The following is a 17,860-nucleotide window of genomic DNA, read 5'->3' as shown; positions in this document are numbered from 1 at the left end:
GCGCGCCCTGGGGAGCCCCGGGCGCATGCGGAGGCATCGATGGCGGCCGGGGGGCGTTCTGGGGCGGTCTGGGGGCTCCGGGCGGCGGCCCGCCGCCCGGCCCGTGCGGCGTCTGGGGTCCGGACGGGATCCCCGGACCGCTCTGCGGAGGCCGAGGAACGTTCGGCGGGACGGGCGGGGCCTGGGGGCCGCTGGGCGCCCCGGGCGGGAGCTGTGGACCGCCGCTCTGTGGGGCCTGGGGGCCGCTCGGGCCGGCGGGGGCCGGATAGCCCTGCGGGGGGCGGGGCGGGGTCGGCGCGTCGTGCGGTCCACGCGGTGCGGATGTGGAAGGCTGGCCCTCAGAAGGGGAGCCCGGCCCTCCGAGCAGATCCCGGCCATCTCCCTCCGGGGGAAGGGGATATCCGTCGGGACCGTACTGAGGCGGGTTCGGATGAGTACTGATGGGAGTCTCCGAAGGCTCTGAGGGTGGGACTGGACCACGGCGCCGTGACCCGCGCGGGCGCGTTCGTGTCGATTCGGTGGGGTTGGGCGACCGTGACGGGCGTCTCCATGGGTCACGTCATCGCCCGTCGTACCGGGCGGAGACCGGACTTTCGGAGCAAGGGTAGCCAACCCGCGGTCGAGAGCAGGACGAAGCACTCCCGACGACAGGCATAATAAAAGGCGGAGAGGTCACGGATGTGAACCCGTCCCGGCGCTTTCCCGCCCTGACGATGATCCCGCCTTCCGGCCAGACGCTCGCTTTGACCTGCGCTATGGTTGGTCGGTAGGATATTTCGTCGTTGTGCGTTGAGTTGCCGTGGGCCCCAAACTCCCGAAGTTGGGTGCCGATCCACGCACCATCGTCTGCGCACTCACGACCGGGTCGTCCTGATTGGACATGGGACATCCGGCCAATGTAACGGATCCGCAACCGTCGAATCCGTTTCCGGCCCCGCACCCATTGGGGTGTTCCGTAATACGAGTCCACCATCCCGTTCGGGATGGGGCAGCCGACTGAAGAGCGAAGGCGAACGATCGTGCGCACATACAGCCCCAAACCAAGCGATGTCCAGCGTCAGTGGCACGTTGTCGACGCTACCGATCTCGTGCTCGGGCGTATGGCGAGCCAGGTCGCCACGCTGCTTCGGGGCAAGCACAAGCCCTACTACGCGCCCCACGTCGACACCGGCGACTTCGTCATCATCGTGAACGCCGAGAAGGTCGCGCTGACCGGCAACAAGCTCGAGCAGAAGCGCGCCTACCGCCACTCCGGCTACCCGGGTGGTCTGCGCTCCGTCGCCTACGCCGACCTGCTGGAGAAGAACCCCGAGCGGGCCATCGAGAAGGCCATCAAGGGCATGCTGCCCAAGGGCACCCTGGGCCGCCAGATGGCCAAGAAGCTCAAGGTCTACGCCGGCCCGGAGCACCCGCACCAGGCCCAGCAGCCGGTCCCGTTCGAAATCACCAAGATCGCGCAGCCCGCGTAGGCGTTCGCAGACTTTCACAGGAAGCACGAGGTTAACCGTGGTCGAGCCCACCGGCATCGAAGACGTCGCCCAGGACTACGCCGAGAACCCGGAGGAGTTCCCCTCCGAGTACACCAGCGAGTCGGACGAGCAGACCGCCGCTTACGTCCCCACCGCCTCCGGCCCCAGCGCCGGCACCGGTCGTCGTAAGCAGGCCGTCGCCCGCGTCCGCATCGCTCCCGGCACCGGCGAGTGGAAGGTCAACGGCAAGCCGCTGGAGACCTACTTCCCGGACAAGGTCCACCAGCAGACCATCAAGGACCCCTTCGTCTCCCTCGGGTTCGACGGCGCCTACGACGTCTTCGCCCGTCTGGACGGCGGCGGCACCAGCGGCCAGGCCGGCGCCCTGCGTCACGGCATCGCCCGTGCCCTGGCCTCGCTGGACCCCGAGAACAACCGCCCGACCCTGAAGAAGGCCGGTTTCCTCACCCGTGACGACCGTGAGGTCGAGCGGAAGAAGGCCGGTCTCAAGAAGGCGCGCAAGGCTCCTCAGTTCTCCAAGCGTTGATGCTCATGCGCCGGCACCCGCTCGGCTGAGCTCTCACCCGTACGTCGTCCCGCACAGGGACGGCGTACGGGTGTTTTCGTTTGTCCGGTGGCGTTCTCCGCCACGCTGAACCTCATCGGCGCCGAACGGGCGTCGCTTTCGAAAGGGGCTGTCGCCTGTGGCTCGGCTGTTCGGAACAGATGGTGTACGCGGTCTCGCGGGTCGCGACCTGACCGCCACCCTCACCCTGGAACTGTCCATCGCGGCGGCGCGTGTGCTCACCCGCTCCGACGGCGACCGACGTCCGCTGGCCGTCGTGGGCCGTGACCCCCGCGCCTCCGGAGAGTTCCTGGAGGCCGCCGTGGTGGCGGGTCTGGCCAGTACGGGCGTCGACGTCGTCAAGGTGGGCGTGCTGCCCACCCCCGCCGTCGCCCATCTGACCGGTGTCCTGGACGCCGACTTCGGCGTGATGCTCTCCGCCAGCCACAATCCGGCTCCGGACAACGGCATCAAGTTCTTCGCCCGGGGCGGCCAGAAGCTCGAGGACGCCCTGGAGGAGGAGATCGAGGGCATGCTCGGCGTTCCCTCGACCCCCGCCGTGGGCGAGGCCGTCGGTCGGGTCTCCGAGTCCGGTGACGGCGCCGAACTCTACACCCGGCACATCCTCGACTCCCTGCCGCACGACCTCAAGGGGCTCAAGGTCGTCATCGACTGCGCCCACGGGGCCTCCAGCTCCGTCGCGCCCGACGCCCTGCGACGCGCGGGCGCCGAGGTCATCTCCATCGGTGACGCCCCCGACGGCCACAACATCAACCAGGGCTACGGTTCCACCAGTCTGGACGCCCTCAAGGAGGCGGTCCGGCTCCACGGGGCCGACGCCGGTATCGCCAACGACGGCGACGCCGACCGCTGCCTGGCCGTGGACGCCGAGGGCAATACGGTCGACGGCGACCAGATTCTCGCCATCCTGGCCACCGAGGCCAAGAACGCGGGCCGGCTGGCCGAGGACACCCTCGTGGTGACGGTCATGTCCAACCTGGGGCTCAAACTCGCCATGGAGCGAGAGGGCATCAACGTCGTCGAGACCGCGGTGGGCGACCGTTACGTGCTGGAGGAGATGAAGCGCGGCGGCTTCGCCCTGGGCGGTGAGCAGTCCGGACACGTGATCCTGCTGGACCACGCCACCACCGGCGACGGTCTGCTCACCGGTCTGCACCTGCTGGCGGCCATGGCCGACCACGGGCAGGGGCTGGCCGAACTGGCCAAGGTGATGACCCGTCTGCCGCAGGTCCTCATCAACGTTCCCGACGTCGACAAGTCCCGGGCCGCGGAGTCCGAGGAGCTGGCCGCCGCCGTCCGTGAGGCCGAGGCCGAACTCGGTGACACCGGCCGGGTCCTCATCCGCCCCAGCGGTACCGAGCCCAAGGTCCGCGTGATGGTGGAGGCCCCCGACCAGGACCAGGCCACCGCCGTCGCCGAGCGTCTCGCCGGAGTGGTCAAGACGGCACTGTCCTGAGGGACCATGACGGCCTCGGCCCTCCGGTGGGGTCGAGGCCGGGTCGTTCTCGCGCGTTCGGGCACAGAGTGGCCCGGGCGCGCGTTCTCGTTCATGTGATCGACGTGACGGGGTCGATAGGGGGCGAGGCCCTCCAGGGACGATGGGTGGTGCGGTCATGGTGATGAACGCGGGTTACGGACGTTCCCTGACGATCGGTGTGGACGTCGGAGGGACGAAGGTCGCCGCCGGTGTGGTGACACCGGGTGGGAGAGTCCTGGCGCGGGTGCGCACCCAGACGCCCGAACGCAGCAAGAGCCCGGAGGTCGTGGAGGACACGATCGTCTCGGTGGTGTCCGAACTCCGTCGGCGGTATCCGGTACGGGCGGTGGGCGTGGGAGCGGCCGGGTTCGTCGACGAGCGACGTTCCAGGGTCCTGTTCGCCCCGCACCTGTCCTGGCGCGAGGAGCCGCTGAGGGACGCCCTGGCGGTACGTCTGGGGCTGCCCGTGGTGGTGGAGAACGACGCCAACGCCTCGGCCTGGGCCGAGGTGCGCGCGGGGGCCGGACGCGGGGTGGACGACGTGGTGGTCGTCAACCTCGGTACCGGGATCGGTGGCGCGATCGTCTCCGACGGGGTTCTGCGGCGTGGACGGTACGGTCTCGCCGGAGAGTTCGGGCACATGACGGTGGTGCCCGGAGGCCATCGGTGCGAATGCGGCAACCGGGGCTGCTGGGAGCAGTACGCGAGTGGCAACGCCCTCACCCGGGAGGCCCGCGAACTGGTGGCCGCGGAGTCCCCCGTGGCGGAGGCGCTCCGGCAGGAGGTGGGGGGAGACCCGACCCTGATCACCGGCCCACTGGTCAGTGACCTGGCCCGCAAGGGCGACCGGGCCTGTCGGGAACTGATGGAGGAGGCGGGCACCTGGCTGGGCGTGGGTCTGGCCAACCTGGCGGCGGCCTTCGACCCCGAACTGTTCGTGATCGGCGGTGGCGTCTCCGAAGCGGGAGGGTTGCTGCTCGATCCGGCCCGACGGGCCTTCGAGAAGGGGCTGACCGGGCGCGGCTACCGGCCCGAGGCCCGGGTGGAGGCGGCGGCGTTGGGCAACGAGGCCGGACTCATCGGAGCCGCCGACCTCGCGCGTGAGGCACTGCCCCGGGGACGGCGCCGGCGTCACCGGCGCCGTCTGGGACGCGTCGGCCGGTGAGGGTCAGCGTCGGGTGGTCAGCGCCCTCACGTCGATGTCGATCGGGAAGGGTACGTCCAGCTTCAGACGTTCCCGGGCGATGGTGATCGGGACGTAGCGCGGGGCCGTGGTGCCGTCGAGCTCGTACACGTGGATCGCGGGCCCCTCGTCCTCCGGTTCGATCCGCCAGAAGTGCGGGATCCCGGCCGCGGCGTACTTCATCGGCTTGGTGGTGCGGTCCCGTTCCCGGGACTCGGGGGAGACGATTTCGATGACGAGGAGCACGTCTTCGGGCGGAACGTGGGCGGCCCGATACCAGTCGAGGTGCCGATCCGCGCCCTCTTCGAATTCGTAGACCAGGAGATCGGGCTCCGGCCGCTGGTGCTTTCCCAGCTTCATGGTCATCTCGGCGAGAACGTCGACGTTCTTCGGTGCCGCGTCCTCCAAGGCGTTCGCCAGGTAACGCATGACGCGTGAGTGGAATCGGGTCCGAGGGGAAAGCAAGACGAGTGCTCCGTCGATGAGTTCCATCCGGGGAGCCTCCGGAGGAAGGTCGTCCATGTCGTCGGCGGTCCAGCCCCCGGGAGGGGTGAGGAACCAGTCGGGGAGCGGCTCGGTCATCGAGTCCTCCTGGGTCGATTCCTGAGGCCACTCTAGTGTCGTCGTTCTTCGCATGACAGGACCGTGGCGCTGAGTGACGACAGGACCACATTTCCGTTCTCGGTCGTCAAGGGGGTCCCGACGTCGCAGGTCGGCAGGGTGTCGACGATTAACCGAACCCGGTTCTAGTGCGTGGGTCACATTCTCTGTAGAGTGCGGGTCATGGATCTCAACGGAATCTCCGCCCTCGTCTCGGGCGGCGCGAGTGGCCTCGGTGAGGCCACCGCCAAGGAACTCGCCTCCGCCGGTGCCACCGTCGTCATCGCCGACATGAACGCCGAGCGCGGCGAAGCCGTCGCCAAGGAGATCGGCGGTGTCTTCGTCGCCACCGACGTCTCCAAGGAGGACCAGGTCCAGGCCGCGGTCCAGGCCGCCGTCGACACCGGTAAGCCCTTCCGTGTCGCGGTCTCCTGTGCCGGCATCGGCTGGGCCACCCGTACCGTCGACCGGCACGGCACCCCCCACGACCTGGACAGCTACCAGAAGGTCATCCAGGTCAACCTGATCGGTACGTTCAACGTGCTGCGCCTGTCCGCGGCGGCCATCGCCCGGACCGAGCCGATCAACGAGGACGGCGAGCGCGGCTCGATCCTCAACACCGCCTCCCTCGCGGGCATCGAGGGCCAGATCGGCCAGATCGCCTACTCCTCCTCCAAGGGCGGCGTGATCGGCATGACCCTCCCGGCCGCGCGCGACCTCGCCGCGATCGGCGTCACCGTGAACACCATCGCCCCCGGCATCCTCGAGACCCCCATCTACGGTGAGGGCGAGCACGCCGAGGAGTTCAAGCGGAAGTTGGCCGCCCCGGTCCCCTTCCCCAAGCGTTTGGGCACCGCCTCCGAGTTCGCCAAGCTCGCGCGGACCCTGGTCGAGGTCAGCTACATCAACGGTGAGGTCGTCCGGATCGACGGCGCCCTCCGCATGCCCCCGAAGTAGGAGGACACCGTGTCCGACGAGGTTTTCTACACGGCCGAGGACGGCGTCGCCGTCATCACCATCAACCGGCCCAAGGCCAAGAACGCGGTGAACGCGGCGGTCGCGGCGCGGATCGCCGAGGCGCTCGACGACATCGACTCCCGCTCCGACGTCTCCGTCGGGATCATCACCGGCGCCGGCGACACCTTCTGCGCCGGCATGGACCTCAAGGCCTTCATGAAGGGCGAGGTCCCGGTGGTGGAGGGGCGCGGGTTCGGCGGCTTCGCCGAGCGGGGCCCGAAGAAGCCGCTCATCGCCGCGGTCGAGGGTTACGCTCTGGCCGGCGGGTTCGAGGCGGTACTCGCCTGCGACCTGGTCGTGGCGGCGGAGGACGCCCGCTTCGGCATCCCCGAGGTCAAGCGGGGACTGGTCGCCGGAGCCGGAGGCCTCCTGCGTCTCCAGCACCGCATCCCGCGCAACATCGCGATGGAGTTCGCCCTCACCGGCGACTTCGTCGAGGCCGGGCGCCTGGCGGAACTGGGACTGGTCAACCAGGTCACCGAGAGCGGCGGAGCGTTGGAGGGCGCCAAGGCCCTGGCGGCTCGTATCACCCCCAACGGGCCTCTCGCGGTGAAGGTCTCCAAGGAGATCATCCGTGCCTCGGACGACTGGTCCGGCGACGAGATGTGGGACCGCCAGAACGAGCTGGCCGGCCCGGTGTTCGTCAGCCAGGACGCGATGGAGGGGGCGATCGCCTTCGCCGAGAAGCGCGCCCCCGTATGGAAGGGCGAATGACCTCGGGCACACCTGGTCGACGGCCGTCCTTCGGGGCGGCCGTCGGTCGGTCCGGAACGCCCTGACATGGTGGATATGTGATGCTTTGTCCCTCTGTTGACCAGGGGGAATCCATCGTCTGAGGCGGACGGTCCGGTGATCGCGCCTGTGTAGCCTGAAGGGGTTCAGCGTGTCCCTTCCAGGAAACGACACCAGTGTCTCTTGTACCCACCTGGAGCCGGGCCTCCGTGCCGGGACGTTCACTCGTGGTCCTGGCGATCGCCGACTCCGCACCCCGTGCCCGCCTCGCGGCCACCATGCTCGACACCCTGCCCGGCCCCGGCCACGCCCATGGTCTGGCCGTTCTGCGGTCGGCCGCCACACCCTCGCCCGCCCGGATCCGGGCCGAGCTCGAGGACACCCGGCAGGCGGGGCGACGCATCCCGCTCCTGACCACCGGCCAGATACGGCGGCTCATCCGACGCCGTCGCCCCGACGCGGTGCTCCTCGACTGCTCCGGACCCCATACCGAGACCCTCTCCGGGCTCGGCCGCTCCTTCCTCCGTCGGTACCGTCCGGTGGTGGTCTCCTCCCTGCCGGTCCCGGCGCCCGAGGCCACCGAGGGGGAATGGCTCCATCGGTCCAGGTCCGACCTGTTGGTGGCCCACAGCCACCGGGAGATGGACGAGTACACCGTCCTCGCCGAGAAACTCGGGATCAGGACCCAGGTGGGCCTGGCGGGCGTCTTCCCCAGGACGGGACAGGGCCCCGTCTCCGGCCGCCGTGACCGGGTGGTGTTCGCCGCCGAGGGCGGGCTGCCCGACGGGAACCTGGGACGCGAGACCCTCCTTTCGGCCCTGGCCGATCTGGCGAGGAACCGCCCCGACCTGGAGGTGGTCCTGCACCTGGGGCACGAGGATCACCCCGAACCGATGGAGACCTGGCACGCCCTCGCCCGAGCGGGGCGGGTCGACGCGTCCGCGCTGACCGTCACCTCCGGTGACCTACGGCGACAACTCGACCACGCGCGAGGCCTGGTCGCACTCGGATCCGAACCGGTCCTGGTCGCCCTCTCCGCCCGCGTGCCCTGCCTGGTCCTCACCGATTTCGGTCGGGAACGGGGCGACCTCTTCGAGGACAGCGGTCTGCTCGGCGACCTCGGCGACCTCCGTCTGGCCCGCTTCCACAAGCCCAGACGGGCCTGGGGCGAGTACAACCACTTCCACCCGGCCTCGGAGGACGACTGGGTGGCGCGGCTGCACGAACTCTGCCTCAACGTCACCCGGGGCCGGATCTCCTGATCGGGCCCGCCCCGACCTAGGAGTGCTCTCCCTCCTGGAGGGCGAGCGCGGCCTCGAACAACGTCGGCTCGCCCGTGGGCACAGCGCGTCCCACCGCGTCCAGCAGCGGGGGTTCCAGGACCACCGCGAGGGAGCGAGAGAACGCGTACGAGAAGTGGTTGCTGTCGTAGAAGACCAGTTGGTTGCCGATGACCCCTTGGCAGACCCCGTCCTGGCAGAGGTAGTCGGTCATGTCCAGGAAACGTGTGTTGTGCGGGACGTTGGTCAGGTCCTTGAAGGGGGGCGTCTCGGCCATCGACTCGGACTGCGGAGCGGTGCAGTCCGAGGAATCGCCGCGGTCGACGCATTCGGGGAGCCGGAAACCGAAACGGGGTGTGTCCCGGACCGCGATGACGTCGATGCCCATCCGGTCGAGCTCCCTCCACCGTTCCACGAACCCCTCGGGCACGTGCTCCCCGGCGGAACGACCGGTGAGGGAGGCCAGGGTGAACACGGCGTCGGGGGAGAGGGCCGTGAGCTCCCTCATGGCCTCTTCGTTCCACTCCGAACACTGCGTGTAGGGGGCGCCCCGGTAGGTCTGTTCCCCGGAAGCGAACTGGCAGGCGTTCTTGGTCATGGTGACCAGCCGCCAGTCGTGTCGTTCGGTGATGGCCCGCAGCGCCTGGAACCAATGGCGTGCGTGCGAGCTGCCGGCCAGAACGATGGTGTAGTCCGAGTCGGGGTCACCGAACTCGCATGTGATGACCTCGGTGTCGGCGACCAGCGCGTTGCAGTCACGGGTCTGGGCGATCGTGTCCTTCACGACGGTCGTCGTGTCCGGATGGATCGGCAGGTCCGGCAACCCCTCGGCCATGCCGGGGGTGAGGTGGACGGCCGCGCCGGGATAGGCGAGCGGGTTGGAGCTGAGCTCCAGGCGCAGGAGACGATCCCGCTCGATCGAGTGGTTCCAGAGAGCCCCCGCCACCAGGACCGGGACGATGAAGATCACCCCGGCCGCCAGTGACCAGCCCGGACCGCGAAGCCGTCGCGTCGCCCGGGTGACGCCCCCGTCGATCAGCCAGGAGGTGGCCAGGGCCGCGACGAACGAGAGCCCCAGGACGAGGAGGCCGCCGGCCAGGGTGGGCCGGTCCGTCTCGTTGAGTTCCAGGTGGACGATCAGGATCGGCCAGTGCCATAGGAACAGGGTGTAGGCGTGGCCGCCCATCCAGGTCAACGGACGTGTACCCAGGAGGCGACCTACGGAGAAGCGGTCGTTCTCCTCCTCTCCGGCCCCGGCGACGATGACGAGCAGCGCGGCCAGGGTCGGCCAGAGCGAGGCGTAGCCCGGATAGGGCAGCGAGTCTCCGATGACGAACCCGCACAGGATCAGGGCGATCAACCCGAGCCAGCCCGCCGGCCGGCGTACGAAGGAAGGCAGGTTCACCCGATGGATCACCAGGGCGAGAACACCCCCCAGAGCCAACTCCCACAGGCGGGCACCGGTGTCGAAGTAGGCCCAGACGGGTTCGGTGGAGGTGATCCAGAGCGAGTAACCGAACGAGGCGGCGAACACCGCGCCCAAGGCCACCAGGACGGTGCTCCGCGTCCGTAGCCCGGCCCACGCGGCGACCAGGCCGGCGGCGGTGATCAGCAGCGGCCACAGGAGGTAGAACTGCCCTTGGACCGCCAGTGACCAGAAGTGCTGGACCGGACCGGCCGCGGAGTTCTCGGCCATGTAGTCGACCGAGTCCAGGGCCAGATGCCAGTTCCCGTAGTAGAGGGCGGCGGCGCGCACGCTCTCGATGACGGACATCCACTGGGAACGGGGGAAGAACAGATAGGTCATCGCCAGCACGGCGCCGAGGACCACGGCGCCGGCGGGGAACAGACGCTTGACCAACTTGGCCCAGAAGGCGCCGAACGCGATGCGCCCGTCGCGTTCTATCGCGCGGACCAGGGAACCGGTGATGAGGAAGCCGGTGAGCAGTAGGAAGACGTCGACGCCACCGGAGACCGTGCCGAACCAGATGTGGTAGACGGCGATCAGGAGGGCGGCGACCGCGCGCAGCCCCTCGATGTCGGGACGATGGCGGTGGCGCACGGGCGGGGTCACGGGGGAGATGACGGGCCCGGAGACGCCGCCTCGGACGGAAGCGGACACTGGACAGCCTCGAGTTCGACGAAGGTGAAGCAGGGGCCGGCCATGGGGGTGTGTTCGGCGGGAAGGGTGCGGCCGAAGAGAGGCGCCCCGCCGAACCAGTATCAGTAACCGGCGAGGGGGGTCGGCGGGCAAAGGCCGCCCCGTTGTCGAGTCGAGATGGAATCTGTGTGAACGCGTAGCCCTGAACAGGGGGAATGTGCGCTAGGTCATAGCTCCGCATCGTCTCCGCGGACGAAGGCCCCGAGCGACGCGACGGGGCCGGTCCGAACGGGAGGTGCGGACCGGCCCCGGGCAGGGCGCTCTATGGGTGAGGCGAAGAGACCCTTCCGTCAGCGGCGTAGCCCGATCTTGCGCAGGACGCGTCCGGCCAGGCGGCGGGCTCGACGGTAGGGGGTCCGCTCGGCGGACGCCTCCAACCTCTTGAGACGTTTCTCCAGACGATCGATCCTCTGGACCTTCTTCTCCAGACCACGGACCTTCTTGTTCAGCTCCGAGGTCTTGGTCACGAGGTCCGCGTGGTCACGTCGCAGCCAGCCGATCCTGGCCGATACACCTTCTTCCGCGCTGGTCCAGGCGTCCACACCAGGGGGGTAGACGGTGGTGCGCACCCGTTCCTCGAAAGAGGCCCCGGCGTCCTCACCGTCCATGTGAACGTGGTCGACGCCGTTCTTCTCCAAGAACGAGGTGAAACGGGAGAACCTTTCGGAGTGCCCTTCGAGCATGGCCGTGAAGTCGGCCTCCGCGTACAGTTTCGCCGCGTCCGTTTCCGCGGACAGGTCCCTGATCCGACGATGCGGGATATCGAAGTAGCGGCACAGTTCCAGCGTGCGCGAGTCATGGCATAGGACCACGGCGGGGGTTCCCGCGAGCAGAGCGGCGATGTTGCCGTGGATCCGGGTGCCGAAGGAGAAATCGTGGTCGCGCAGGCTCTCGATCCAGGTGGCCGGGTCGAGGTGGACCCGGACCTTGTTCTCCTGGAACAGAGGGTGGGTGCGGTGCAACGGCATACGGTTGCGCTGGTCGTTCACCCCGGAGCGGTCGCCCCAGTAGAGCAGCTCCAGGTCCTTCGTCTCCTGGGCGAAGTAGCGCATGTTCGGGTAGCGCTCGAAGTTCGACGTGACGATACCGCCGACGTCTCCCGCGCCCAGGGCGCTTCGAGAGGCGTTGACGGCGATACGACTGTTCCCGTCGAGCCGATCCGGCCCCTTGGAGACGTCGAGTCGGTCGCCGTACATGAACATCGACGGGCAGCCGATGACCTCCACGTCGTGGAAGCCCAGGCTGTTGAGGTACCGCTCGGTGAACTCCCCGCGGACGCCGATGGTCGCCGAGCGGTCGAGGACTGCTCGTACGAATCGGGTGACGGGGGCGTCGAGCGCCGCCATCCTGCCGAGGTCGTAGTCCAGGTTCGACTGCGCGCCCACGCCGAGGACGACCACCGGGATGGTCAACTTCTCGATGAGAGAGCTCAGGGCGTCGAGATGGCCGATGAAGGAGACCCGGAACGCGTTGGCGAGGGGGATGACGAAGGCGTCGTACTCCTCGTTGATGCGCTCCGCGTCGGCGGCCTCGGCGCGAAAGCCGTTGGCGACGACCTCCGTCTCGGAGGTGCTCAGCAGTTTGTAGGAGGCCTGACTGAAGATCAGGTTGCCTGCGTTGTTGCCGAAGATGTTGCGTTCGATGGCCGACCCGGGGCCGACGATCTCGAAGGGGTCCTTCTTGGCGCGGAGGAGTACACGTTTCATGGCGGGGCTTTCGGTCTGGGGAGGATGGGCGACGCGGGGCCCGGCACGGGGGTGAGCCCGTGAGGGAGGGTCAGGACGGTTCGGGGGCCAGAGAGTCGATGTTCGTCATCGCCTCGGGGGACGACGGCAATGGGCGCAGAAGCGAACCCCGTTCGTACAGGTCGTCGACGGCGGCGTTGAAACGTGTCTGTGAGTCGGGACCGCCCAACAGGTAGGTTCTGAGCTCGCCGCGTTCCAAGGCCAGGCGATCCTTCTCGGGGAGGTGGATCGCCTCCAGCGCCTCTTCGAGTCCCGCTCCGTCGGGAGAGAGCATGTACGCGGCGGAGGACGTGGGGTGCTTGTCCTGGAACTCGCCGTGGGTGAGGCCTTCGCAGTTGGTGATCGCGTAGGGCTTCTCCGTGGCGACGAAGTCGGCGACCACACTGGAGATGTCGCTGATCAACAGGTCGGCCTGGTTGAAGCACGAGTACAGACTCGGCCGAGGACCCTGGACGACGAGGTGTTCCTCATCGGCGTGGCCGTTCCAGTAGACGCGGTGCCACTCGGTGGTCAGCGCCTTCAACTCCGAGACCGCCTCCGGCGGCGCTCCACCCTCCAGCCGTGAGTTGTGCGCCTCGTCCCGGGCCCCGGTGTCCATGTCGAAGGCGGCGAGTCGTCTCTCGAGTTCGACCAGTCGGCCTCGGCCCGCCTCGGAGCCCTCTCCGCCCCGGTTCGCCCGAGCGATGAGATCGACGATGTGCTTGTGCGCCCTGCGGGCCTCCGGTGAACGGATTCCGGTGAAGGGGTGGGGCTTGTAGAGGACCCGGACCTTCGGCTCCGCGTCGAGCAGCTTCGCGATGAGCGTGGGGCCGGCTTCGATCAGGGAGGTGTTCCCGGGGTCGTCGGTCCAGCCTTCCCAGGTGGGGGCGTACAGGACGGTACGTACGGAGTTGGCCGCGGTGTCGTCGCGGATCTCGTCGAGCTGAGGACGTCCCACCTCGACGATCTCGTCTTCGCGGACCCCTACCCGGGCCCGGGAGTACCGATCTCGTCCGGCGCGTCCGGCCGTCCACACTTCGTCGTACGCCTTGCTGAAGGGGTTGATGCTGGCGATCTTGTCGCTGTCGCCGTGTCCGATGAACACGTGCTTCATCGAAGGGTTGCGCAGCATGTGGATGTTCTTGCCGGTGTTGGCCGGGTAGAGGGCCACTCTGGCCGGGCCGAAGTCGAGGGCCATCAGGTTGGTGGCGGCGGGAACGCACAGGACCGGGATACGTGTGGGTGCGAGTTGAGCGGCGATGGTGCGCTCGCGCAACACGATCAGTGGACGTCGAGGCAGACGGTCCAGAGTCTCCAACCACATGTTGACCTGGTAGACGGAGTCGGAGGACCCGGAGAAGTACAGGACCACCTCGGGGCGGTAGGAGTCCAGCCATTCCTGGGCGAACGCCATGACCTCTTGTTCACCGGGGATGGTCAGGGCCCGTCGGTAGTGGCGGACGAACACGGCCAACGCGATCACGGTCACTCCGATCGTGATGACGGCGCCCGTGACCGTGAGCCAGGCCGCGCCGAGGGCGACGTAGGCGACGGTACCGAGGATGAGGAAGATATCGAGCGGCAGCAGACGGCTCATGGGTTCGCGTACGAACGGCATGGGCGGGCTGTCGGGGATACGCAGGGCGTCCAGCGGGATGTTGCGGGTGGCGATGGGCAGGCGCCGACGGTTGCGCAGAAGTCGTCCGACGACACCGCACAGGAGTTGGAACCCGAAGAGCACGAGGAAGGCCAGGAGGACCAGCCCGATACCGGTGGAGGTGGCCTCGGGGGTGGTGATCAGCAGGCCCAGGGCCAAGAGCTGGCGTAGGAGCGTGCGGGGCGTGATGCCCAGTCGTACCTGCTGGAGGGTCTTGGCGAACCCGGTCATACGGTGCAGCAGCAGGGCGTCCATGACGTAGCTGCCCGCGGCGCCGATCAGGAAGACCCACCAGGATCCGGTGACGACGCCCACGAGCATCGTCGCGTAGGTGAGTCCGAGCAGGCCGGTTCGGAAAAGGGTGGTGCGCTTGTTACCGGTGGTCGGGGTCACTTCGCGGCCTTCGCTTCCTCGCCCTGGGCCACGACCGGACCCGCGGGAGGATCTTCCCTCCGGACGTCGATGACGTGTCCGGTCAGGTCGGACAGCAGGACGTCCACGGAGGTGTGGGCGACCTTGTCCGCGCTGAGCAGGGAGCCCGCCGGCTCTTCACCGAAGGCCTTGGAGCGCATCGGTGTCTGGGTGCGCTCGGGGTTGATGCAGTTGATCCGCACTCCGTCCTCGGACCACTCGTCCGCCAAGGCCTGGGTGAGGTTGACGGTGGCGGCCTTGGTCGAGGAGTACAGGCTGTACTCGGCCCTGCCCCGGGTGTAGGAGCTGGAGGTGTACAGCAGGAGCTGCCCGCCGGTCTGCGCCAGGTAGGGGAAGGCCGCGCGGGCGATGTGCACCGGCGCCAGGTAGTTGACCCGGACCGTCTCCTCGATCTCGGCCGGGTCGGTCCGGTCCAGACGACTGATCTTCAGCACGCCGGCCGTGTTGACGACGTGGTCGATCCGCCCGGTGGCGGAGTGGGCCTGTTCCAGGGCGGCGGCCACGTCCTCGGGGTTGGCGACGTTGGTACGGGTCGCGCCGCGCGAGTAACGGAAGACGCGGGCGCCGTGCTTCTCGGCGAGGTCGGCGATTCCGGCGCCGATGCCGTAGCTGCCGCCGAAGACCACCATGGTCCGGCCTTGGAGCCCCTCGGTGTAGTCGTGCTCGGTGTACTCGGGGGTGGCCGCGGTGGCCAACTGGAAGAGCTTGTCGGCGATGAAGATGTCGACCGGCTGGGTGACCTTCATGTTCTGTTCTTCGCCGGCGACGACGTGGATGGGCACGTCGGGGGAGTAGCGCAGGACCACGGAGCAGTCGTCCGTGGCCTCGAAGTCCGGGTCGTCCCAGGCCTTGACGTAGGCGTCCTTGATCGTGGCGAGGCGGAAGGCCTGAGGGGTCTGGCCGCGCCGGAGGCGGGAACGGGTGGGGACGTCGGTGATGACGTCATCGTCCACCTCGATGATGGTGTCCGACGACGGAATGGCCACGTCGACGGCACGGTGGGTGCCCAGCGCGGTGACGCAGTCGTCGATGATCCGCTGGGAGAGCATGGGGCGGACGGCGTCGTGGAACAGCACGTTGGTGCTCTCGGAGGGCAGGTGGGCCAGCGCGTCCAGGGCCAGCTGGGTGGTGGCGTTGCGAGAGGTGCCGCCGGGCAGCACACGCGAGACCTTGGCCAGTCCCGCCTTGCGCACGATGGCCTCGGCGTCGGAGACGAATCCGGGGTTCATCATGACGATGACCTCGTCGACGCGCGGCGCCTGCTCGAAGATGTGCAGGGTGTGTTCGAGGATCGTCTTCCCGGCGATCTTCAGCAGCTGCTTGGGCGTGGCCAGTCCGATGCGTTGACCGCTGCCGCCGGCCAGGACGATGGCCACGGTTCTGGTGGCGGAGGGAAGGGCGTTATCAGGCAAGGTCGTCTCCCGTGGCTCTGGTGGGAATGCGGTGCCCGACCTTGGGGGACCAGCGCGCTCGAGATCGGGGTGGAGCACGTGAGGTCGAGACACGGAGCCCTCCCTCGACGGGGGAGGCGTTCCGTAGATGGTGTCCTGACATTCTTCGGTTGTTCGCGTGATGTTCAGGGAACGCACGCTATAGGCATGACGGTGTCGGGCATCGTCCGGTTGACACGTCCGGTGTGTCCGGTCGTTTTCCCCCACGCGAGGACATCCGCGCCGTGAACCCGAGAAACCCCGTTCATCCAGGTCAGACGCGTGATATGGGACTTTGGTTCTGAAGGTACCGGCCGCTGACCACCTGAAACGCCGGGCGGGCCCGTGGTGTTCGGCACTGGTCCGTGCCCGCCGAGGTGCCGTGCCGCTCGCCGGCGAGCGACCTCGGGTCGGCCGCTCCCCGAGGCGGGCGGCCCGGAGAAGATCGACCGAGGGGGCTTGCCCCGCCGCCCCACCCTGTGGCACGATTCTCGCCAACGCGAAAGCTGTATCCGAAACCCGGCCCTCCGCCGGGTTTTTTTGTTGCCCGGGCCCTCTCGTGACGTCTCCGAGAGGTCGCCCCCTTTTCCCTCCCACCTGTTCGACGCCGTGCGGCGCCCCTTCGGCGTGCCCGGCGTGAGAGGAGTGCTTCGAAGAATGTCTTCACCCGTTTCCAGATCGGCGTGGGGAGCACGGTCCCCGCGCGGCAGGACCACGGTCGCCTGGAGCAGGCGTACCGGTTTCACCGTGCACTATTCGGCCGGCCCGGCCTCCCAGACCCCGCGTCGGATCCAGGACTTCCATATGGACGGGAACGGTTGGGCCGACATCGGCTACAACTTCCTCGTCGACCGTTCCGGCACCGTTTACGAGGGACGCGGATGGACGGTGGCCGGGGCCCACGCCGCCCCGCACAACACCAGCCATATCGGGGTCTGTTTCATCGGCCGGGACGGCGACGCCACACCGGCCGCCAAGGCCTCCATCCGGAGTCTCTACGACGAGGCCTGCCGGCGTTCCGGTCGAACCCTGGCCAGGACCTGGCACGGGGGTCTGTCCGGCAACTCGACCGAGTGCCCGGGAGCGGACCTTCGCGCGTGGGTCCGCGCCGGAATGCCCGTGGGCGATGGAGGGGGCGGCGGAGGCGAGCCGGCCCCGAGCCCCGGCGCGGGGACGCTCCCCGGTCCGCGGTTCGACTTTCCCCTGCCCGCGGGCCACTACTTCGGCCCCGCCTCCGGCCCGGACCAGAGCGTGTCCGGTGCCTTTCGGCGCACCTTCCGCGGACGGACCGACCGCGAGTGGCTCCGGGAGTGGGCCACCCAGCTCGGACGCCGGGGGTGGTCGGTGGGCCGCGGCCGTACCCATCTGGCCCGGCACGGCAACGACGGGGTCTACGGCCCCGAGTACCGGGCCCTGGCACGGGCCTTCCAGCGTTCCCAGGGGCTGACCGTCGATGGTCTGATCGGCCGCGAGACCTGGGACGAGGCCTTCCACGCACCCGTCACCTGAGGACGGGAGAACAAGAGAGGAGAACCGACGTTGATCGTGCAACCCTTCCGCGACGTCGAGGATCTGGTCGCCGACCATCTTCGCGAGCGGTTGCCCGACTTCCCTTCGGAATGGGCGGGGACCCCCGTGGTCACCGAGTCCTTTCCGTCCAGGGAACCGGGAGAGGAACCCGAACTGACCGTGCGCTGCGAGGAATCGGGCGGGAACCATCCGATCACCCAGCAGGCCCTGGTGCGCGTCTCGGCCTGGGCCGATGACCGTGACGACGCCAAGACCCTGGCCCATCTGGCCCACGCCGCCCTGCTCGAACACGCCGGCGACGCCGCCATCGTGTCGGTGCGTCAGGTCGACGGGGTCGTCGCCGGGTTCGACCCGGAGGTCCCCGAACCCCACGCCACCTTCACGGTGCTGGTGACCCAGCGTCCCACCGGGGTGGTGTGAGCCTCCCTTCCGAAAAGGCCCTGAAGGGCCGTCCATGCGCCCGGGGTGAAAACCCCGGGTTTTCTCATAAAAGAAGAACGAATTCAAAAAAGGTGGATATTCATGGGTAATGCGAGTAATGCGAGTGTGTGGGCGTACGCGGATGTGTTCATCGCTCCTGTG

Annotated in this window: 14 protein-coding genes; 9 read left to right on the top strand and 5 right to left on the bottom strand. The window is 68.6% G+C overall.

The window, feature by feature from the left end; genetic code table 11:
• The first annotated feature begins 1,019 nt into the window (after positions 1 to 1,019).
• The 4 genes from rplM (at position 1,020) to D451_RS0121010 (ending at position 4,697) form a co-directional block, all read left to right on the top strand.
• Positions 1,020 to 1,469: a 50S ribosomal protein L13 gene (rplM, locus tag D451_RS0121025; RefSeq protein WP_026125246.1), complete on the top strand. Its 450-nt coding sequence runs from the start codon at positions 1,020 to 1,022 to the stop codon at positions 1,467 to 1,469.
• 37 nt (positions 1,470 to 1,506) lie between these two features.
• Complete coding sequence (gene rpsI / locus D451_RS0121020) at positions 1,507 to 2,016, top strand: 30S ribosomal protein S9 (RefSeq protein ID WP_014910127.1); 510 nt, start codon at positions 1,507 to 1,509, stop codon at positions 2,014 to 2,016.
• A gap of 157 nt (positions 2,017 to 2,173) precedes the next feature.
• On the top strand, positions 2,174 to 3,511 hold the full coding sequence (gene glmM, locus D451_RS0121015; protein ID WP_014910210.1) for a phosphoglucosamine mutase: 1,338 nt from the start codon (positions 2,174 to 2,176) through the stop codon (positions 3,509 to 3,511).
• 157 nt (positions 3,512 to 3,668) lie between these two features.
• Positions 3,669 to 4,697: an ROK family glucokinase gene (locus D451_RS0121010; RefSeq protein WP_199806110.1), complete on the top strand. Its 1,029-nt coding sequence runs from the start codon at positions 3,669 to 3,671 to the stop codon at positions 4,695 to 4,697.
• Between the two features lie 3 nt (positions 4,698 to 4,700).
• Here the strand turns inward: D451_RS0121010 and D451_RS0121005 are convergent, their stop codons facing one another.
• On the bottom strand, positions 4,701 to 5,297 hold the full coding sequence (locus D451_RS0121005; protein WP_017535880.1) for a Uma2 family endonuclease: 597 nt from the start codon (positions 5,295 to 5,297) through the stop codon (positions 4,701 to 4,703).
• Between the two features lie 201 nt (positions 5,298 to 5,498).
• Between D451_RS0121005 and D451_RS0121000 the strand changes: the two genes are divergently transcribed.
• From D451_RS0121000 to D451_RS0120990, 3 genes are all read left to right on the top strand, one after another.
• On the top strand, positions 5,499 to 6,272 hold the full coding sequence (locus D451_RS0121000; RefSeq protein WP_014910760.1) for an SDR family NAD(P)-dependent oxidoreductase: 774 nt from the start codon (positions 5,499 to 5,501) through the stop codon (positions 6,270 to 6,272).
• A gap of 9 nt (positions 6,273 to 6,281) precedes the next feature.
• Positions 6,282 to 7,046, top strand: a complete 765-nt coding sequence (locus tag D451_RS0120995) for a crotonase/enoyl-CoA hydratase family protein (RefSeq protein ID WP_017535879.1) — start codon at positions 6,282 to 6,284, stop codon at positions 7,044 to 7,046.
• A 194-nt stretch (positions 7,047 to 7,240) separates the two neighbouring features.
• The gene (locus D451_RS0120990) at positions 7,241 to 8,326 is read left to right on the top strand and encodes a DUF6716 putative glycosyltransferase (RefSeq protein WP_026125245.1); all 1,086 of its coding nucleotides are present in this window, start codon (positions 7,241 to 7,243) and stop codon (positions 8,324 to 8,326) included.
• 16 nt (positions 8,327 to 8,342) lie between these two features.
• On the opposite strand, the gene D451_RS0120985 is transcribed toward D451_RS0120990, so the two are convergent.
• The 4 genes from D451_RS0120985 to D451_RS0120970 all read right to left on the bottom strand — a co-directional run bounded on the left by D451_RS0120985 (position 8,343) and on the right by D451_RS0120970 (position 15,730).
• Positions 8,343 to 10,466, bottom strand: a complete 2,124-nt coding sequence (locus tag D451_RS0120985) for an acyltransferase family protein (RefSeq protein ID WP_017535877.1) — start codon at positions 10,464 to 10,466, stop codon at positions 8,343 to 8,345.
• Between the two features lie 329 nt (positions 10,467 to 10,795).
• Positions 10,796 to 12,211, bottom strand: coding sequence for a polysaccharide pyruvyl transferase family protein (locus D451_RS0120980; RefSeq protein WP_017535876.1), 1,416 nt, complete (start codon positions 12,209 to 12,211; stop codon positions 10,796 to 10,798).
• A 70-nt stretch (positions 12,212 to 12,281) separates the two neighbouring features.
• Positions 12,282 to 14,279, bottom strand: a complete 1,998-nt coding sequence (locus tag D451_RS0120975; RefSeq protein ID WP_017535875.1) for a hypothetical protein — start codon at positions 14,277 to 14,279, stop codon at positions 12,282 to 12,284.
• On the bottom strand, positions 14,276 to 15,730 hold the full coding sequence (locus D451_RS0120970) for a bifunctional cytidylyltransferase/SDR family oxidoreductase (protein WP_036568466.1): 1,455 nt from the start codon (positions 15,728 to 15,730) through the stop codon (positions 14,276 to 14,278). The genes D451_RS0120975 and D451_RS0120970 overlap by 4 nt, the downstream gene beginning before the upstream one ends.
• 675 nt (positions 15,731 to 16,405) lie before the next feature.
• On the opposite strand from D451_RS0120970, the gene D451_RS0120965 reads away from it, so the two are divergent.
• The gene (locus tag D451_RS0120965) at positions 16,406 to 17,257 is read left to right on the top strand and encodes a peptidoglycan recognition protein family protein (protein WP_026125244.1); all 852 of its coding nucleotides are present in this window, start codon (positions 16,406 to 16,408) and stop codon (positions 17,255 to 17,257) included.
• Positions 17,258 to 17,293: 36 nt separating this feature from the next.
• Positions 17,294 to 17,698 carry a hypothetical protein gene (locus D451_RS0120960; protein WP_234305794.1) on the top strand — a complete coding sequence of 135 codons (405 nt, stop codon included), beginning with the start codon at positions 17,294 to 17,296 and terminating at the stop codon, positions 17,696 to 17,698.
• Positions 17,699 to 17,860: the final 162 nt, after the last annotated feature.

The organism is Nocardiopsis alba DSM 43377 (genome assembly GCF_000341225.1).
Lineage (GTDB): Bacteria > Actinomycetota > Actinomycetes > Streptosporangiales > Streptosporangiaceae > Nocardiopsis > Nocardiopsis alba.
Note: the sequence above shows the minus strand (reverse complement) of the source record. Positions and strands in the feature narration are given on the sequence as shown.

Bases quoted from the DNA above. Each gene is read 5' to 3' on its own strand.
- D451_RS0121010 (WP_199806110.1), top strand. From the start codon at position 3,669: ATGGTGATGAACGCGGGTTACGGACGTTCCCTGACGATCGGTGTGGAC.
- D451_RS0121005 (WP_017535880.1), bottom strand. From the start codon at position 5,297: ATGACCGAGCCGCTCCCCGACTGGTTCCTCACCCCTCCCGGGGGCTGG.
- D451_RS0121000 (WP_014910760.1), top strand. From the start codon at position 5,499: ATGGATCTCAACGGAATCTCCGCCCTCGTCTCGGGCGGCGCGAGTGGC.
- D451_RS0120980 (WP_017535876.1), bottom strand. From the start codon at position 12,211: ATGAAACGTGTACTCCTCCGCGCCAAGAAGGACCCCTTCGAGATCGTC.
- D451_RS0120965 (WP_026125244.1), top strand. From the start codon at position 16,406: ATGTCTTCACCCGTTTCCAGATCGGCGTGGGGAGCACGGTCCCCGCGC.